Origin of the sequence: Falsiroseomonas sp. E2-1-a20, assembly GCF_051433195.1 — a bacterium.
Classification (GTDB): Bacteria; Pseudomonadota; Alphaproteobacteria; order Acetobacterales; family Acetobacteraceae; genus Falsiroseomonas.
This window is the reverse complement of the sequence record NZ_JBHMFT010000018.1, coordinates 1-15,290: the sequence shown is the minus strand read 5'-3', so window position 1 is coordinate 15,290 and position 15,290 is coordinate 1. Positions and strand designations below refer to the sequence as shown.

Annotated in this window: 12 protein-coding genes; 10 read left to right on the top strand and 2 right to left on the bottom strand. The window is 70.3% G+C overall.

Features of this window, described 5'->3' with window-relative positions:
* Window positions 1–2 precede the first annotated feature (2 nt).
* The 10 genes from ACFHPP_RS20115 to ACFHPP_RS20070 all read left to right on the top strand — a co-directional run bounded on the left by ACFHPP_RS20115 (window position 3) and on the right by ACFHPP_RS20070 (window position 13,667).
* Complete coding sequence (locus tag ACFHPP_RS20115) at window positions 3–980, top strand: MDR/zinc-dependent alcohol dehydrogenase-like family protein (RefSeq protein WP_437165023.1); 978 nt, start codon at window positions 3–5, stop codon at window positions 978–980.
* On the top strand, window positions 977–2,068 hold the full coding sequence (locus ACFHPP_RS20110; protein ID WP_437165022.1) for a Gfo/Idh/MocA family protein: 1,092 nt from the start codon (window positions 977–979) through the stop codon (window positions 2,066–2,068). Before ACFHPP_RS20115 ends, ACFHPP_RS20110 begins: the two co-directional genes overlap by 4 nt.
* Window positions 2,005–3,108, top strand: a complete 1,104-nt coding sequence (locus tag ACFHPP_RS20105) for an NAD-dependent epimerase/dehydratase family protein (RefSeq protein ID WP_437165021.1) — start codon at window positions 2,005–2,007, stop codon at window positions 3,106–3,108. The genes ACFHPP_RS20110 and ACFHPP_RS20105 overlap by 64 nt, the downstream gene beginning before the upstream one ends.
* On the top strand, window positions 3,105–5,105 hold the full coding sequence (locus ACFHPP_RS20100) for an NAD-dependent epimerase/dehydratase family protein (protein ID WP_437165020.1): 2,001 nt from the start codon (window positions 3,105–3,107) through the stop codon (window positions 5,103–5,105). The genes ACFHPP_RS20105 and ACFHPP_RS20100 overlap by 4 nt, the downstream gene beginning before the upstream one ends.
* A complete protein-coding gene (locus ACFHPP_RS20095) occupies window positions 5,102–6,199 on the top strand; it encodes a glycosyltransferase family 4 protein (RefSeq protein ID WP_437165019.1) in 1,098 nt (365 codons plus the stop codon). Before ACFHPP_RS20100 ends, ACFHPP_RS20095 begins: the two co-directional genes overlap by 4 nt.
* Before the next feature lie 2 nt (window positions 6,200–6,201).
* Window positions 6,202–7,311, top strand: coding sequence for a CgeB family protein (locus ACFHPP_RS20090; protein ID WP_437165018.1), 1,110 nt, complete (start codon window positions 6,202–6,204; stop codon window positions 7,309–7,311).
* Window positions 7,308–8,405 (top strand): CgeB family protein, encoded by a 1,098-nt coding sequence (locus tag ACFHPP_RS20085; RefSeq protein WP_437165017.1) that lies wholly within the window; start codon window positions 7,308–7,310, stop codon window positions 8,403–8,405. Before ACFHPP_RS20090 ends, ACFHPP_RS20085 begins: the two co-directional genes overlap by 4 nt.
* Window positions 8,402–9,511, top strand: a complete 1,110-nt coding sequence (locus ACFHPP_RS20080) for a CgeB family protein (protein WP_437165016.1) — start codon at window positions 8,402–8,404, stop codon at window positions 9,509–9,511. Before ACFHPP_RS20085 ends, ACFHPP_RS20080 begins: the two co-directional genes overlap by 4 nt.
* A 9-nt stretch (window positions 9,512–9,520) precedes the next feature.
* Window positions 9,521–10,591 (top strand): UDP-glucuronic acid decarboxylase family protein, encoded by a 1,071-nt coding sequence (locus ACFHPP_RS20075; RefSeq protein ID WP_437165015.1) that lies wholly within the window; start codon window positions 9,521–9,523, stop codon window positions 10,589–10,591.
* A gap of 259 nt (window positions 10,592–10,850) precedes the next feature.
* Window positions 10,851–13,667, top strand: a complete 2,817-nt coding sequence (locus ACFHPP_RS20070; RefSeq protein WP_437165014.1) for a response regulator — start codon at window positions 10,851–10,853, stop codon at window positions 13,665–13,667.
* Between the two features lie 39 nt (window positions 13,668–13,706).
* Here the strand turns inward: ACFHPP_RS20070 and ACFHPP_RS20065 are convergent, their stop codons facing one another.
* Both ACFHPP_RS20065 and ACFHPP_RS20060 read right to left on the bottom strand, forming a co-directional pair.
* Window positions 13,707–14,228: a helix-turn-helix domain-containing protein gene (locus ACFHPP_RS20065; protein ID WP_437165013.1), complete on the bottom strand. Its 522-nt coding sequence runs from the start codon at window positions 14,226–14,228 to the stop codon at window positions 13,707–13,709.
* A gap of 256 nt (window positions 14,229–14,484) precedes the next feature.
* The gene (locus ACFHPP_RS20060; protein WP_437165012.1) at window positions 14,485–15,162 is read right to left on the bottom strand and encodes a carbohydrate-binding domain-containing protein; all 678 of its coding nucleotides are present in this window, start codon (window positions 15,160–15,162) and stop codon (window positions 14,485–14,487) included.
* Between the last annotated feature and the right edge of the window lie 128 nt (window positions 15,163–15,290).

Below are 15,290 nucleotides of genomic sequence, written 5' to 3'. Positions count from 1 at the left end.
CGTTGCACATCGCCCCCGCCCTGGACATGCCTGCCGCGATCCTGACCGGGCCGGGCGCGCTGCACGTGGCGCCGGTTCCGCGGCCGGAGCCTGGGCCGGGCGAGATCCGCGTGCGGCTGGAAGGCTGCGGCGTCTGCGCCTCCAACCTCACGCCCTGGGCCGGGCCGGAGTGGATGCGCTTCCCGACCGAACCGGGCGGGCTTGGCCACGAGGGCTGGGGCGTGGTCGATGCGGTGGGGCCCGAGGTGCGGGACCTGGCACCCGGCGACCGCGTGGCGACGCTGTTCGGGCGCAGCTACGCCGCCTACGATTGCGGCCCCGCGGACCAGGCCGTGCGCCTGCCCGAAAGCCTGGCGGGCCAGCCCTTCCCCGGCGAGCCGCTGGGCTGTGCGATGAACATCTTCCGCCGCGCGGAGATCAGGTCCGGCCAGACCGTCGCCATCATCGGCATCGGCTTCCTCGGCGCGCTGCTGACGCGGCTGGCGACGGATGCCGGCGCCCGCGTCATCGCCATCTCCCGCCGTGCCTTCTCACTTGACGTTGCCCGACGCATGGGCGCGGCCGAGACCATCGCGCTGGAGGATCACAACGCCATCATCGACCAGGTGCGTGCGCTGACCGGCGGCGAATTCTGCGAGCGCGTGATCGAGGCCGTCGGCAAGCAATGGCCATTGGACCTCGCCGGAGAGCTGACCCGGGTGCGCGGCCGCCTGGTGATCGCCGCCTACCACCAGGACGGCCCGCGCCAGGTGAACATGCAGCTCTGGAACTGGCGCGGGCTGGACGTGGTGAACGCGCATGAGCGCGACCCGGCGGAATACCTGCGCGGGATGCGGGAGGCGGTGGCGGCCGTCGCCTTTGGCCGGCTCGATCCCGCGCCGCTCTACACCCACCGCTTTCCGCTGGCGCAACTCGGCGCGGCGCTGGATGCGACGCGGGACCGGCCGGATGGTTTCCTGAAGGCCCTGGTGATTCCATGAGGCCGCCGCGCCTCGGCTTTCTCGGCGTCGGCTGGATCGGCCGGCACCGCATGCAGGCGATCGCCCATGCGGGCATCGCCGAGATCGTCGGGATCGCCGACCCGGTGCCGGAGATGGCGGACGCCGCCCGCGCGGTCGCGCCGGGTGCGGCCTGCGTCGCAGGGCTGGACGGATTGCTGGCGCTCGGCCTCGATGGCGTGGTCATCGCGACACCCTCCGCCCTGCACGCGCCGCAATCCATCGCAGCACTACGGAAGGGGGTCGCGGTGTTCTGCCAGAAGCCGCTCGGCCGCAGCGCCGCGGAGGTGCGCGGCGTGGTGGAGGCGGCGCGGCAGGCGGACCGCCTGCTCGGCGTGGATCTGTCCTACCGCGCGACGGAGGCGATGCGCCGCATCCGTGCGAAGCTGCGCGAAGGTGCGCTGGGCCAGGTGCATGCGGTGGACCTCGTGTTCCACAACGCCTACGGACCGGACAAGCCGTGGTTCAAGGATCGTGCGCAATCCGGCGGCGGCTGCCTGATGGACCTCGGCGTGCATCTGGTCGACCTCGCGCTGTGGGCGCTGGACTTCCCGGCGGTCGCCGATGTGTCCGGCCGGGTCTTCGCCAAGGGCATGCCGCTGCCGCGCGACGCGGCGCAGGTCGAGGATTTCGCGCTGGCCACGATCACGCTGGAATCCGGCACCGTGCTGCGGCTGGCCTGTTCCTGGTGGCTGCATGCGGGACGCGATGCGGCGATCTCCGCCGAGTTCTACGGCACCGAGGGTGGCGCGGCCTTCCGCAATGTCGCCGGGTCCTTCTATGACTTCGAGGCGGCCCTGTTCCGCGGCACGTCTTCCGAGACCCTGGCCGTCCCGCCCGATGAGTGGGGCGGTCGCACCGCGGTGGAATGGGCGACGCGGCTTGCGCGGTCGAACCGGTTCGACGCCGCCGCGTTGCATTTCGTCGACGTCGCCACGGTGCTCGACCGCATCTATGCCAGCGGTCTTGACCGCATCCACGCCAGCACAGGACAGGAGCCACGATCTTGCCCAGCACCCTCGTCACCGGCGGCGCCGGCTTCATCGGCCGCGAGGTCTGCCGCGAGCTGATCGAGCACGGGCACCAGGTCCGCGTGCTCGACTCGCTGATTGACCAGGTGCACGGCCCGGACCAGCCGGTGGACCTGCACGGCGTGGAACTGCGGCGCGGTGACGTGCGGGACGCGGCGGCGGTGCGCGCGGCGCTGGAGGGCATCGATGGCGTGGTGCACCTGGCGGCCGAGGTCGGCGTCGGGCAGAGCATGTACGAGATCGAGCGCTACGTCAGCACCAACGACACCGGCACCGCGGTGCTGCTGGAGGCGATGATCGACCGGCCCGTGCAGCGTATCGTCGTGGCATCCTCGATGAGCGTCTATGGCGAGGGCCGCTACCGCACGCCGGATGGCCGCGCCGTGGACGATGCCCGTCGCGGCCCGCAGCAGATCGCCGAAGGGCGCTGGAGCCTGTCGACGCCGCAGGGCGAGGCGCTGTCGCCGGTGGCGACGGATGAGACGAAGCCGGTGGACCTTGCCTCCATCTACGCGTTGACGAAATTCTTCCAGGAACAGGCGGTGCTGATCTTCGGCCGCGCCTACCGGCGGGACGCGGTGGCGCTGCGGCTGTTCAACGTGTTCGGGCCGGGCCAGGCGCTGTCCAATCCCTACACCGGCGTGCTGGCCAACTTCTCCTCCCGCGTCGCCAGCGGCGAGGCGCCGACGATCTTCGAGGATGGCGAGCAGCGCCGCGACTTCGTGCATGTGCGCGACGTGGCGCGCGCCTTCCGCCTGGCGCTGGATGTGCCGGGGCTGCGCGACACCACCATCAACATCGGCAGCGGCCACGCCTACACCATCAGCGAGGTGGCGCGGATGGTGGCGCGCGCCATGGGGCGGGAGCTGGAGCCCGAGATCATGCACAAGGCGCGCATCGGCGACATCCGCAACTGCTTCGCCGACATCTCCCGCGCGCGGGACCTTCTGGGCTTCGCGCCGCGGCACGCGCTGGAGGATTCGCTGGGGGAACTGGCGGATTGGGTGGCGCAGCAGAAGGTGGTGGACCGCAACGCGGAGATGCGCCGCCATCTCGAGGCACGGGGCCTCGTCGCATGACCACGCCTCCTGGCTTCGGCTTCGCCGAGTGGTTCAGGCCCGGTGAGTACGCGCGTACCGAACAGGCCGTGGACGCGATCGCCGCGACCGGCGCGCGCTACCTGCGCACGCATCTGTCCTGGGCGGAATATCACAAGGACGGCGGCGAGGCCTGGTATGATTGGCTGTTGCCGAAGCTCGGCGCGCGCTTCGACCTGCTGCCCTGCATCCACTACACGCCACCGTCGCTGTCCCGCACCGGCACCGCATCCGGCGCGCCGCGCCGCCTGCAGGACTACGCGGACTTCGTCGATCACAGCCTGACCCGCTACGGCCGGCACTTCCGCCACGTCGAGCTGTGGAACGAGCCGAACAACCTGCTCGACTGGGACTGGCACCAGGACCGCGACTGGCTGCTGTTCAGCGAGATGATCGGCGCCGCGGCCTATTGGGCGAAGCAGCGCGGCTTCGGCACGGTGCTCGGCGGTCCCTGCCCCTTCGATCCACACTGGCTGGAACTGATGGGCCAGCGCGGCGTGCTGGCCCATGTCGACGCACTCGGCATCCACGGCTTCCCCGGCACCTGGGACAGCGCGCGCAGCAACTGGGATGGCTGGCCGTCCCTCATCGCCCGCGCGCGGGAGATTGCCGCCCGGTTCAACGCCCATGCCGAGATCTGGATCACGGAGGCCGGCTACGCCACCTGGCGTCACGACGGCGCGGAACAGGCGCGCGGCTTCCTGGATGCGCTGTCGGCACCGGCGGAACGGCTGTACTGGTATGGCTGGCAGGACATCGCGGATACGGTGCCGGTACAGGAAGGCCTGCGCTTCGACCAGCGCCACTACCACATGGGCGTCGTGGACACGGCGGGGTATCCGAAGCTGCTGGCCCGCCTGCTGACGAGGGGCGGGGTCGAGTCCGTCGCCAGCACGCTGCAACTGGCGGCACCGCGCCTGACGCAGTCGGCGCATCCCATGCTGATCGCGGGCGGCGCCGGCTTCATCGGCAGCAACCTGGCGGAAAGCTTCCTGCGCGATGGCCACGACGTCGTGCTGCTGGACAATCTCAGCCGCCCGGGCGTCGAGCAGAACCTCGCCTGGCTGAAGGACCGCCACGGCGCGCGCGTATCCTGGCACCCGGCCGACATACGCGACGAGCCGGTGATGCGCGAGATCCTGGCCGATGCCGGTGCCGTCTTCCACCTCGCAGCCCAGGTGGCGGTGACCACGAGCCTCGAGGCGCCAGTCGCGGATTTCGAGGTGAACGCCCGCGGCACGCTGAACCTCCTGGAGGCGGTACGACGCTCCGGCCGCCGCACGCCGGTGATCTTCGCTTCCACCAACAAGGTCTACGGAAACCTCGCCGACCTCGAGATGATCGAGCATGACGACCGCTACGTTCCCGCCGACAACGCCGTTGCCGCGCAGGGCATCGGGGAGGCGCGGCCGCTGGATTTCTGCACGCCCTATGGCTGCTCGAAGGGTGTCGCGGACCAGTATGTGCTGGACTATGCCAAATCCTTCGGCCTGCCGACCGCCGTGCTGCGGATGAGCTGCATCTACGGGCCGCGGCAGTTCGGCACGGAGGACCAGGGCTGGGTCGCGCATTTCCTCATCCGCGCGCTGCGCGGCGAGCCCATCACCATCTATGGCGACGGCAAGCAGGTGCGTGACATCCTGCATGTGGATGACGCCGTCGCCGCCTATCGCGCGCTGCTGGCCGATATCGACCAGGTGCAGGGCCAGGCCTTCAACCTCGGCGGTGGCCCGGCGAACAGCGTCAGCCTGCGCATGGTGCTGCGGGAGATCGCCCGCCTGGTCGGGCATGAGCCGGCGGTGTCGTTCAGCGGCACGCGCCAGGGCGATCAGGCCTATTTCGTCGCCGACACCGCGAAGCTCAGCGCCGCGACCGGCTGGGCCGCGCGCATCGGCTGGCGGCGCGGCATCGCGGATCTCCACGCCTGGCTCGGCACACGCCACACGCCGCGGCGCGAACCGGCGCGGCTGATCGCGTGATACCGCGCCGGGTGCTGATGACGGTCGATGCCGTCGGCGGTGTCTGGCGCTATGGCATCGATCTGTGCCGCAGCCTGAACGGTGCGGGCGTGGAGGTGCTGCTTGCGTGCCTCGGCCCACCGCCACGCGCGGACCAGGTGGCGGAGCTTGCTGATCTGCCGCGGACCCGACTCCGCCTGCTGGACGGGCCGCTGGACTGGATGGCGCCGGATGCGGCCGCCCTGGCCGGCGTTCCCGCGTTGCTGGAGGAGCAGGCGCAGCGCGAGGGCTGCGACCTGCTGCATCTCAACCTGCCCTCGCAGGCAGCCGGCCTGCGTACTGGCCTGCCGTTGGTGGTCGTTTCGCATTCCTGCGTCGTGACCTGGTGGCAGGCGATGCGCGGCACGGCGCTGCCGGCGGAGTGGGCCTGGCAGCAGGCGCTGAATGCAGAGGGCCTCGCGCGGGCCGATGTGGTGCTGGCGCCCAGCGCCAGCCATGCCGCCGCGCTGCGTGACGCCTACGGGCTGACGCGCACCATCGGAGTGGCTCCCAATGCGGCGGAGCCGGACCCTGGCCCGTCACCGCACGGCCGCTTCGTGTTCGCCGCGGCGCGCTGGTGGGACGAGGGCAAGAATGCCGCGCTGCTGGATGCGGCGGCGGCTGGGATGGCCTGGCCTGTGCGGGCTGCCGGCGGCTGCCGGGGTGAAAATGGCCAGCACTTCGTCTTTCGCCACGCGGAGGCGCTGGGTTCGTTGTCGCACGGGGCGACGCGGACGCTGATGCGCCAGGCCGCCATCTTCGCATCTCCGTCGCGCTATGAACCCTTCGGTCTCGCGGCGCTGGAGGCCGCGCAGGCCGGCGCGGCGCTCGTGCTGGCGGACATCCCGACCTATCGCGAGATCTGGTCGGATGCGGCGCTGCTCGTGGATTCCGCGAATCCAGATGCCTTGGCCGCCGCCGTCAACGGACTCGCCCAGGACCCGGCGCGGCGCGAGGCGCTTACCGCCCGGTGCCGCGCGCGGGCCGGCCAGTTCACGGCGGCTCGGCAACTTCTGGCCCTGCTGCCCGCTTATGCCGCAGCGGCCTCTTCTTCCGCCTCCCAGGCTGCGGAGTGATCATGCGGTTCGTGTTCTATACCCACTCGCTGGTATCCGACTGGAACCACGGCAACGCGCATTTCCTGCGCGGCGTGATGCGCGACCTGGTCGCGCGCGGGCATGACGCGGTCGCGCTGGAACCGGCGGAGGGCTGGAGCCGCCGGCACCTGCTGCAACAGGCCGGCGAGGCAGCCGTTGCCCAGTTTCACGCGGATTTCCCCGGACTCACCAGCCGCAGCTACGCGCCCGGCTTCGATCACGCCGCCGCGACGGCGGATGCCGATGTCGTCGTAGTGCATGAATGGACCGACCCGGCCCTGGTGGCGGAACTTGGCCGCCTGCGACGCGAGGGTGCCCGCTTCTGCCTGCTGTTCCACGACACGCACCATCGCGCCGTCTCCGACAGCGACGCGATCGCGGCGATGCTGCTGCGCGACTATGACGGCATCCTCGCCTTCGGCGAGACGTTGCGGCAGCGCTACCTCGACAGCGGATGGGGCGCGCGGGTCTTCACCTGGCACGAGGCGGCGGATGATCGCCTGTTTCGCCCGCTGGCTGCCGAGCCCATGGGTGATCTGGTCTGGATCGGCAATTGGGGCGACGGCGAACGCACGGAGGAACTGCATCGCTTCCTGATGCAGCCGGCCAGGTCGCTTGGCCTGCGTGGCACCGTGCACGGCGTGCGCTACCCCGATGCGGCGCTCGTGGCGCTGCGCGAAGCCGGCCTCGACTACCGCGGGTGGATCGCCAATGCGCGCGTGCCGCAGGCCTTCGCGCGGCATCGCGTCACCTTGCACATCCCGCGCCGTCCCTATGTCCAGGCCCTGCCCGGCATCCCCACCATCCGGGTGTTCGAGGCGCTGGCCTGCGGCATCCCGCTGATCTGTGCGCCGTGGCAGGATGCGGAGGGCCTGTTCCGCCCAGGCACCGACTATCTGCTGGCCCGCGACGGGGCGGAAATGCAGGCGCGCCTGCGCGACGTGCTGCACGATGCGGCGCTGGCGCGATCGCTTGCCGAAACCGGCCTCGCCACCATCCGCGCGCGCCACACCTGCCGGCACCGCGTGGACGAACTGCTCGGCATCCTGGAACAGCTCGGCGCCACCGCGCCGGCGGAGGCCACGCCATGAGGATCGCCTTCTACGGATCGAGCCTGCTGTCCTCCTACTGGAATGGCGCCGCCACCTACTATCGGGGCCTGCTGCGCGCGCTGGCGGCGCATGGCCACGACATCACCTTCTACGAGCCCGACGCCTTCGGCCGGCAGCAGCACCGCGACATCGATCCACCCGAATGGTGCCGCAGCGTGGTGTATGCCGCGACGCCGGATGCGCTGCGCGCCGCAGCAGCGGAGGCGCGAAAGGCCGACGTGGTGGTGAAGACCAGCGGTGTCGGCTACGGCGACGACGCGCTGCTGGCCGCGGTGCTGGACGCCGCCGCACCGCAGGCCGTGCGCATCTTCTGGGACGTGGACGCACCCGCGACGTTGGCGGAACTGCGCGCCGCCCCGGACCACCCGAGCCATGCGGCGCTCCCGCGTCTCGACATGGTCTTGACCTATGGTGGTGGCGATCCGGTGGTCGACGCCTATCGCGCGCTCGGGGCCGCGGACTGCGTGCCCATCTACAACGCGCTCGACCCGACCACGCACCACCCCGTGCCGCCCGATGCGCGATTCGAAGCCAGGCTCGGATTTCTTGGCAACCGTCTGCCGGATCGTGAGGCGCGGGTCGAGGCGTTCTTCCTTGATGCGGCGGAGCGGCTGCCCGAGGAACGTTTCCTGCTCGGTGGGTCCGGCTGGGGCGACCGCCGCATCCCCGCCAATGTGCGTGACATCGGCCATGTGCCGACGCGCGACCACAACGCCTTCAACGTCACGCCGATGGCCGTGCTGAACATCAACCGCGCCAGCATGGCGGAGATCGGATTCTCCCCGCCCACGCGCGTCTTCGAGGCGGCCGGCGCCGGCGCCTGCCTGATCACCGATGACTGGCCCGGCATCGACCTGTTCCTGAAGCCCGGCGAGGAGATCCTGGTGGCGCGCGACGGCCGCGAGGTGGCGGAACACGTCGCCGGTCTCGACCAGGCGCGGGCAGCCTCCATCGGACGGGCGGCGCTGCGCCGGGTGCTGGCGGAACACACCTACGAACGCCGTGCCGTGCTGGTGGATGCGCTGTTGCGACGGGCGCTGACGGCACGGCAGGCCGGGGCGGTGGCGGCATGAAGCCGCTCGACATCGTGGTCATCGGCCTGTCGCTGTCCTCCTCCTGGGGCAACGGCCACGCCACCACTTTCCGGTCCCTGCTGCGCGGACTGCACAGTCTGGGCCACCGCACGCTGTTCCTGGAATGCGACCGGCCCTGGTACGCACAGAACCGCGACCTGCCCGATCCGGATTTCAGCGACTTCGCCCTGTACGACGACGTCGCGGATCTTGCGCGCCGCTTCGGCGCGCGCATCGCGGGTTCGGATGCCGTCATCGTCGGCTCCTACGTGCAGGATGGCGTCGCGGCGCTGGATACGGTGCTGCGCCTGGCACCCGGTCGCACCAGCTTCTACGACATCGACACGCCGGTGACGTTGGCGAAGCTCGACCGCGGCGAGCAGGACTACATCGCGGCGCGGCAGATACCCCGCCTCGCGGCCTATTTCTCCTTCACCGGCGGCCCGACCCTGGGCCGCCTCGAACGCCAGTTCGGTGCTGCGCATGCGCTGCCGCTGTACTGTTCGGTGGAGCCGGAGCGCTACCGCAACACCGGCGCCGCGCCGCGCTGGGACCTCGGCTACCTCGGCACCTACAGCGCCGACCGGCAACCGACGCTGGAGCGCCTGCTGATCGCGCCCGCGCGCCGCCTGCCCGACCGCCGCTTCGTCGTCGCCGGCCCGCAATACCCGGACGACATCGCCTGGCCGCCCAACGTGGAACGCATCGCGCATCTGCCGCCGGCCCAGCATGCGGATTTCTACAGTGCCCAGCGCTACACGCTGAATGTGACGCGGGCCGACATGATCGCCGCCGGCTGGTCGCCCAGCGTCCGCCTGTTCGAGGCGGCCGCGATCGGCACGCCGATCCTCAGCGACGCGTGGGACGGGCTGGAGGCGCTGCTTCCGGGTGGCGTTGCCATCGCACGGGGAACCGCGGACGTGGTCGCCGCGCTGGAAGATGATGATGACGGCGCGCGCAGGATGATGGCCGCCACGGCGCAGCGCATCGTGCTGGCCGACCACACCGGGCTGGCCCGCGCCGGGCAACTCGCACATGCGCTGCGGCGGCTGAAGGACCGGCAACTCGACGGTCGGCAAAACGAGGCCCTCGTGGCCCGCGCCTAGGGACGGAACATGCGGACGGATCGCGGATCACGTTGGCGGCAGGATGATGGCGGCGGCCCGGCGGCCGCGAAGCCGATGCGGCGGGTACTGGTGGCCGGCGGCGCCGGCTTCCTCGGCTCGCATCTGTGTGCAACTTTGCTGGCGCGCGGCCACCGGGTCACTTGCATCGACAATCTGCAGACCGGGCTTGCCGCCAACCTCCACGCGCTGATGGACCATGAGCGGTTCCGCTTCATCCGCCACGACATCTGCCAGCCGTTCGAGACGCCTCTGGCGGTGGATGAGATCTACAACCTCGCCTGCCCAGCCTCGCCGCCGCAATACCAGGCGGATCCCGTGCACACGATGCTGACCAACGTTGTCGGCACCAACCACCTGCTGGCACTGGCGGCGCGCACCGGGGCGCGGATGGTGCAGGCCTCGACCAGCGAGGTGTATGGCGACCCCGAACAGCATCCGCAGCAGGAAGACTACCGCGGCCATGTCAGCAGCACCGGCCCCCGCGCCTGCTACGACGAAGGCAAGCGCGCGGCGGAATCGCTGTGCTTCGACTACCTGCGCCTCGGCCGCGCCGATGTGCGCGTGGCGCGCATCTTCAACACCTACGGGCCCCGCATGCGCGCCGATGACGGCCGCATCGTCTCCAACCTGATCTGCCAGGCACTGGCCGGGGAGACGCTGACGATCTACGGCAGCGGCGAACAGACCAGGTCCTTCTGCTACGTCTCCGACCTGATCCGCGGCCTCGTCGCGCTGATGGAGGTGAAGGTCAATCCAGGCCTGCCCGTCAACCTGGGCAACCCGGTGGAGCGCAGCATACGGCAGATCGCATCGCTGGTGTTGGACCTCACGGGCTCGTCCTCGCGCGTCGAGGGCCGCCCGCTTCCGGTGGACGACCCGCGCCGGCGTTGCCCGGATATCGCCCGCGCCGGGGCCCTGCTCGGTTGGCAGCCTGAAGTGTCGCTGGAGGAGGGGCTGGTGGCGACCATCACCTGGTTCTCGGCACAGCGTGCCGGGGTCATACCTGAAATGCCCACATCGCCTGCGCGGCGCCAGCATGCCCAACGGCCCGTCGGCTAGCAGTCGGCTACGACCCAGAGGCCGCACCTTTCCATTTTACAGAAGGTCACGAATATCGGCGCAGACTCGAACCGAACTCCGTCCCCAGGCACCACAAGGAAATGCGCCTTCACTCGCGTGCAGTTCACGCAAACGGGAGGCTAGCGATATGCGACAACACTCCTTTATTTGACCTCTTCGGCAAAATTGGCGCAGGCCGGCCCGTGGGCACCGCTGTATTGTCCCGCTGATGGTCGATGGATGGTTGGGAGCCTCATGCATGGCGGGTGCCGGGTACGGCGAGGCTGATGCCGGCGTCGAAGTGCTGCGGGACCGTACCGTTCCGACCGCTGCGATCGCAGCCCTGGAAGGCAGCCTGGCGGCGCTCGAGGCCCTGTTCGGGAGCCTGCCTCCGAACACCGGACTGGCTCTGGTCGTGCTGGTGCGGGATGCGGACCTGAGGCCGCTGGAGGACCTGTTGGTCCGGCTCGACAAACTGCCTTTCGTGCGGGCGATCCGTGACATGCCGCTGCTGCCCGACAGGGTGCACGTCATGGCTGCCGGGTCGGCGCTCCGGATCCGGCAGGGTCGGCTGGCCGCGGCGGCGGCCGCTCCGCACAACCCGCTCGACGTCCTGTTCGACAGCCTTGCGGAAAGCGAGGGCAGCAGGGCCATTGCCGTTGTGCTGTCCGGCAGCGGAACGGATGGGGCCCGTGGCCTTGCCGAAGTGCGGCGCCAGGGCGGCCGGGTGCTGGTGCACGACCGGGCCGAAGCCGAGGCCACGGAACAGCTGCGCCGCACCCTGGCGGGTGTCCAGGTGCTGCCGGTCGCGGCGCTGGGCGCGGCGCTCGCACGGCATGCGGCGATGGTCCGCGATGCGGAACTCGGCGATCCCGTGCTGCAGGCGATCCGCCAGCCCATCGCGCTGCTGGAATCAGGCGGGCGCGTGGTGCGCGCCAATGCCGCCTTCCACGAAGTCTTCGGCACCGCGACACCGGGCGCGGACATGCCGCTTGCGGAAGCCTTGCGGGCAGCGCCGAGGCTGGCCGCCTTCCTCGCCACGCCCGATGCATCGGCCGATGGCGCGGAGGAGGCGATTGTCGAGGTCGGAAGGCCCGGCGATGGCGCCGACCGCCGACTGCTGCGGCTTTCGGCGCGCAGCCTCTCACGGTCCCCGCCGCAGACACTGCTGGTTGTCGAGGACATCACCGAGGCGACGCGTCTGGCGGCCCGCCTCGAACTCGCGAAGGCGGTGGCGGAACGCGCCGATCGCGACAAGTCCCGCTTCCTCGCCGCCGCGAGCCACGACCTGCGCCAGCCGTTGCAGAGCATGAGCATGCTGCACGGGCTGCTGGCGGCGAAGGCGGGCGACCCGGCGATGCTTCGCCTGATCGGGCGGCTGGACGAGACCATCGATACCATGTCCGGCATCCTGGACACGCTGCTGGACCTCAACCAGATGGAGGTGGGGCGCACGCAGGCTTCCATCGCCCCGGTTGCGCTGGGCCCGCTGCTGACCGGGCTGCAACGGGACTTCGCCGAAGCCGCGCGCGGTGCGGGCCTTGCGTGGCGCAGCGTGCCGACCCAGGCGATGGTGCTCAGCGACGCCAGGCTGTTGCGGCAGATCCTGCGCAACCTGCTGGGCAACGCGCTGAAATACACCAGGATGGGCCGCATCCTGCTGGGCTGCCGGCGCGTCGGCGGGATGCTGCGGATCGAGGTGTGGGACACCGGCATCGGCATCCCGCGCGCGCAACTGCCCGCGGTGTTCGAGGAGGCGCAGCAGGTCAGCGGCACGGCCCGCGCCCGCGGCCAGGGCATCGGCCTCGGGCTTGCCATCGCCCGCCGGCTCGCCGACCTGCTCGGCCACCCGATCGGGGTCAGGTCGCGGGAGGGCGTCGGGTCCTGCTTCCATGTGGATGTGCCGCTGGCGGCCAGCCCCGAAGCCACGGCCCCGCCATCCCGGACGCCCCGGCACCCCGCCATCGGCAGCACGCGCATCCTGGTGATCGAGGATGATGCCGCGGTGGCCGAGGGCCTGCGCATGCTGCTGCAGCAGGCTGGCCACGCCGTGGTGCTGGCACATGAGGGGTCGCAGGCCATTGCCGTGGCGGTGGAGCATCCGCCGGCCCTGGTGGTGGCCGATTTCAATCTGCCGGGCACCTTCAACGGTGTCGAGGTGGTGCTGCAACTGCGCCAGGTGCTGCCGGACCCGCCGGCCGCCATCATCCTGAGCGGCGATACATCGGCGCAGACCCGGCAGGAGATCGGCCTGCCCGGCGTGGAATACGCCCCGAAGCCGGTCCGGGCCGAGGACCTGCTCGAGCGGATCCGGCACCTGCTGCCGCAGCGCCCCACCCAGGCCACGGTCCTTCTGGAACCCGCAGCGCCCGAGCCCGGGCCGGCCGAAGTGGTGGGCGCGCAGCCCAGGGCCGAGGACAGGCCGGGAATGGCCGAGGAGCAGGCTGAATCCGCCACCGCCGTCGGCCATGTCTTCATCGTCGATGATGACGCCGCGCTGCGGCGCGACGTGGCGGAGTGGCTGGAGGCGAATGGCTGGACCGCCGAGGTCTTCGGCTCCGCCGAGGCTTTCCTGCAGGCCGACGATCCATCCCGGCAGGGCTGCGTCCTGGTCGATGCGGTGATGCCGGGCATGGATGGGCTGGAATTGTTGGCGGCGCTGCGCCCGCACGCGCAGCGGCTGCCCGCCATCATGGTGACGGGCCACGGCGACGTGCGCATGGCGGTGAGGGCCATGGCCGCGGGCGCGATGGATTTCATCGAGAAGCCGATCCGCCGGCACGACCTGCTGCGCAGCATCTGCAACGCCAATGCCCGCATCACGAACGCGATGGGCGAGGCGGCGGTGCGGGCGGAAGTCGCGGCTCGCCTGGCACGGCTGACGCCGCGGCAGCGGGAGATCCTGGATCGGGTGATCGCGGGGTCGCCCAGCAAGATCATCGCGGCGGAGTTGAAGTTGAACCAACGCACGGTGGAAAATCACCGCGCCGCGATCATGTCGAAGCTGAATGCGCGGTCGCTGCCGGAGTTGATCCGGAAGGTCGTCTCGGCGGGCAATCCGCCATCGGAAGGCTGAGGCAGGCGGCGGCCCGTCCGGTCGCCACCTGCGTCGGAACTACTCGGAAGCCTGGCCCGCTGTCTGCAGCGGCTGGCCGCGTGCCACGGCACGCGCGAAGGCCATCAGGGCTCCGCGGCGGCGCGGGTCGTTGATGGTGGAGAACACCTGCACCAGCTCGACCAGTTCATCCGTTGCGCCATCGATGAAGTCGACCATCGGCTCGTGCCGCGGCGCGGCGGTACCGACCAGAACCTCCGGCCGCACGCCGAGCGCCGTCGCGATGCCGAGCAGGCGGCTGGTCGCGATCCGTGTCGCACCCGTCTCGTAGCGGTGGAATTGCGCGCCGGTGACACCGACGATGTCGGCGATTTCCTTCTGCGTCCGGCCGGCGGCGCGGCGCAGTTCCTTGATCCGGCTGCCGACGCTGGCATCGGCGGAGGTCGGCGAGCGGTTGCCCGGGATGGCCGCCACGACGGGCTCCGCTTCCGCCGCATCGTCCATGTCCGCCATCGCCTGCGGTCTTGCATCCATCGGCGCGGTGCGGTGTCCGGCCGGGAATGACTTGTTGAATGCCTGCATCGTTCGGGTCCTCGGACGGTAGGGTGAAGCCGCCATGAAACGCAGGCGCGGGACGTCACCGGAGACAAAAGGTCTCATGTGCTGAAGGCCCGGCGTCCGCTCTGGACGCGACGAACCTCCTCCGCGCTTGCATCCACCTACAGCGGTTTGCACCTCCGTGGCAGGACCGGAAAATACTCACGTAAAGAACAGCGTCAGGGTGTCGCAGACGGTACGCCCGTTCACGATACCCTTGGCGCCGTCTCGTTAATCTCGATCAGAACTGCAAAAAGACGTCGCCGTTGGCCAGCAGTGCCGCCTGCGTGTTCAGGTTGGCGCCATTGAGTTCGAGCGAATCCACGTACAGGTTGCGATCGGCCGCGGCACTTCCGCCCCACAGGTCATTGGTGAAGCGAACCCCGAGAATGTGATCACCTGCATCGAAGTCGCCCCGGATCTCGATGAAGTCCTTCTCCCTGGCGGCATGCGACGCATCGACGCTGCGCAGCCCGCCGAGCTGCTTTCCGTCGACGAACAGCAGGAAGGTCGCGTCGCCCTTGTAGGCATCCTGCGACAGCGCCACCCGCAGCACGTCCGGCCCGCTGCCGAGGGACACCGCGGGCGCGACCTCGGCCACCGCCTTGAACTCGAACTTGGCGGTGCCGTTGCTCATCAGGTCGGCCGACTTCTTCAGGTCGACGTCGTTGAGGATCAGCTTCTCGACATACAGGTTGCGATCGGCCTTTGCGTTGCCGCCCCAGGCGTCGTTCAGGAAGGTGACGTCCAGCTTGTGCACGCGGCCGTCGAAATCTCCCGTCAACGTGATGATGTCCATCTCGCCCTTGGCGGCGGAGGCCTTCGCGACACGCTCGCCGCCCACCTGCTTGCCGTCCAGCGCGATGGTGTAGCGCGCATCACCCTGCCAGGCGTCCTGCGCGATGCCGATCTTCAGCACGTCCAGCTTCACGGGATCGGGAGAAGGCGCGACGACGATGGGCTTCTCCGGTGCCGGCGTCGCGGGTGCGGGCGTCGCGGGTGCGGGCGTCGCCACCTTGGAAGGCTCCGGCACCGGCGCGCTCGCCA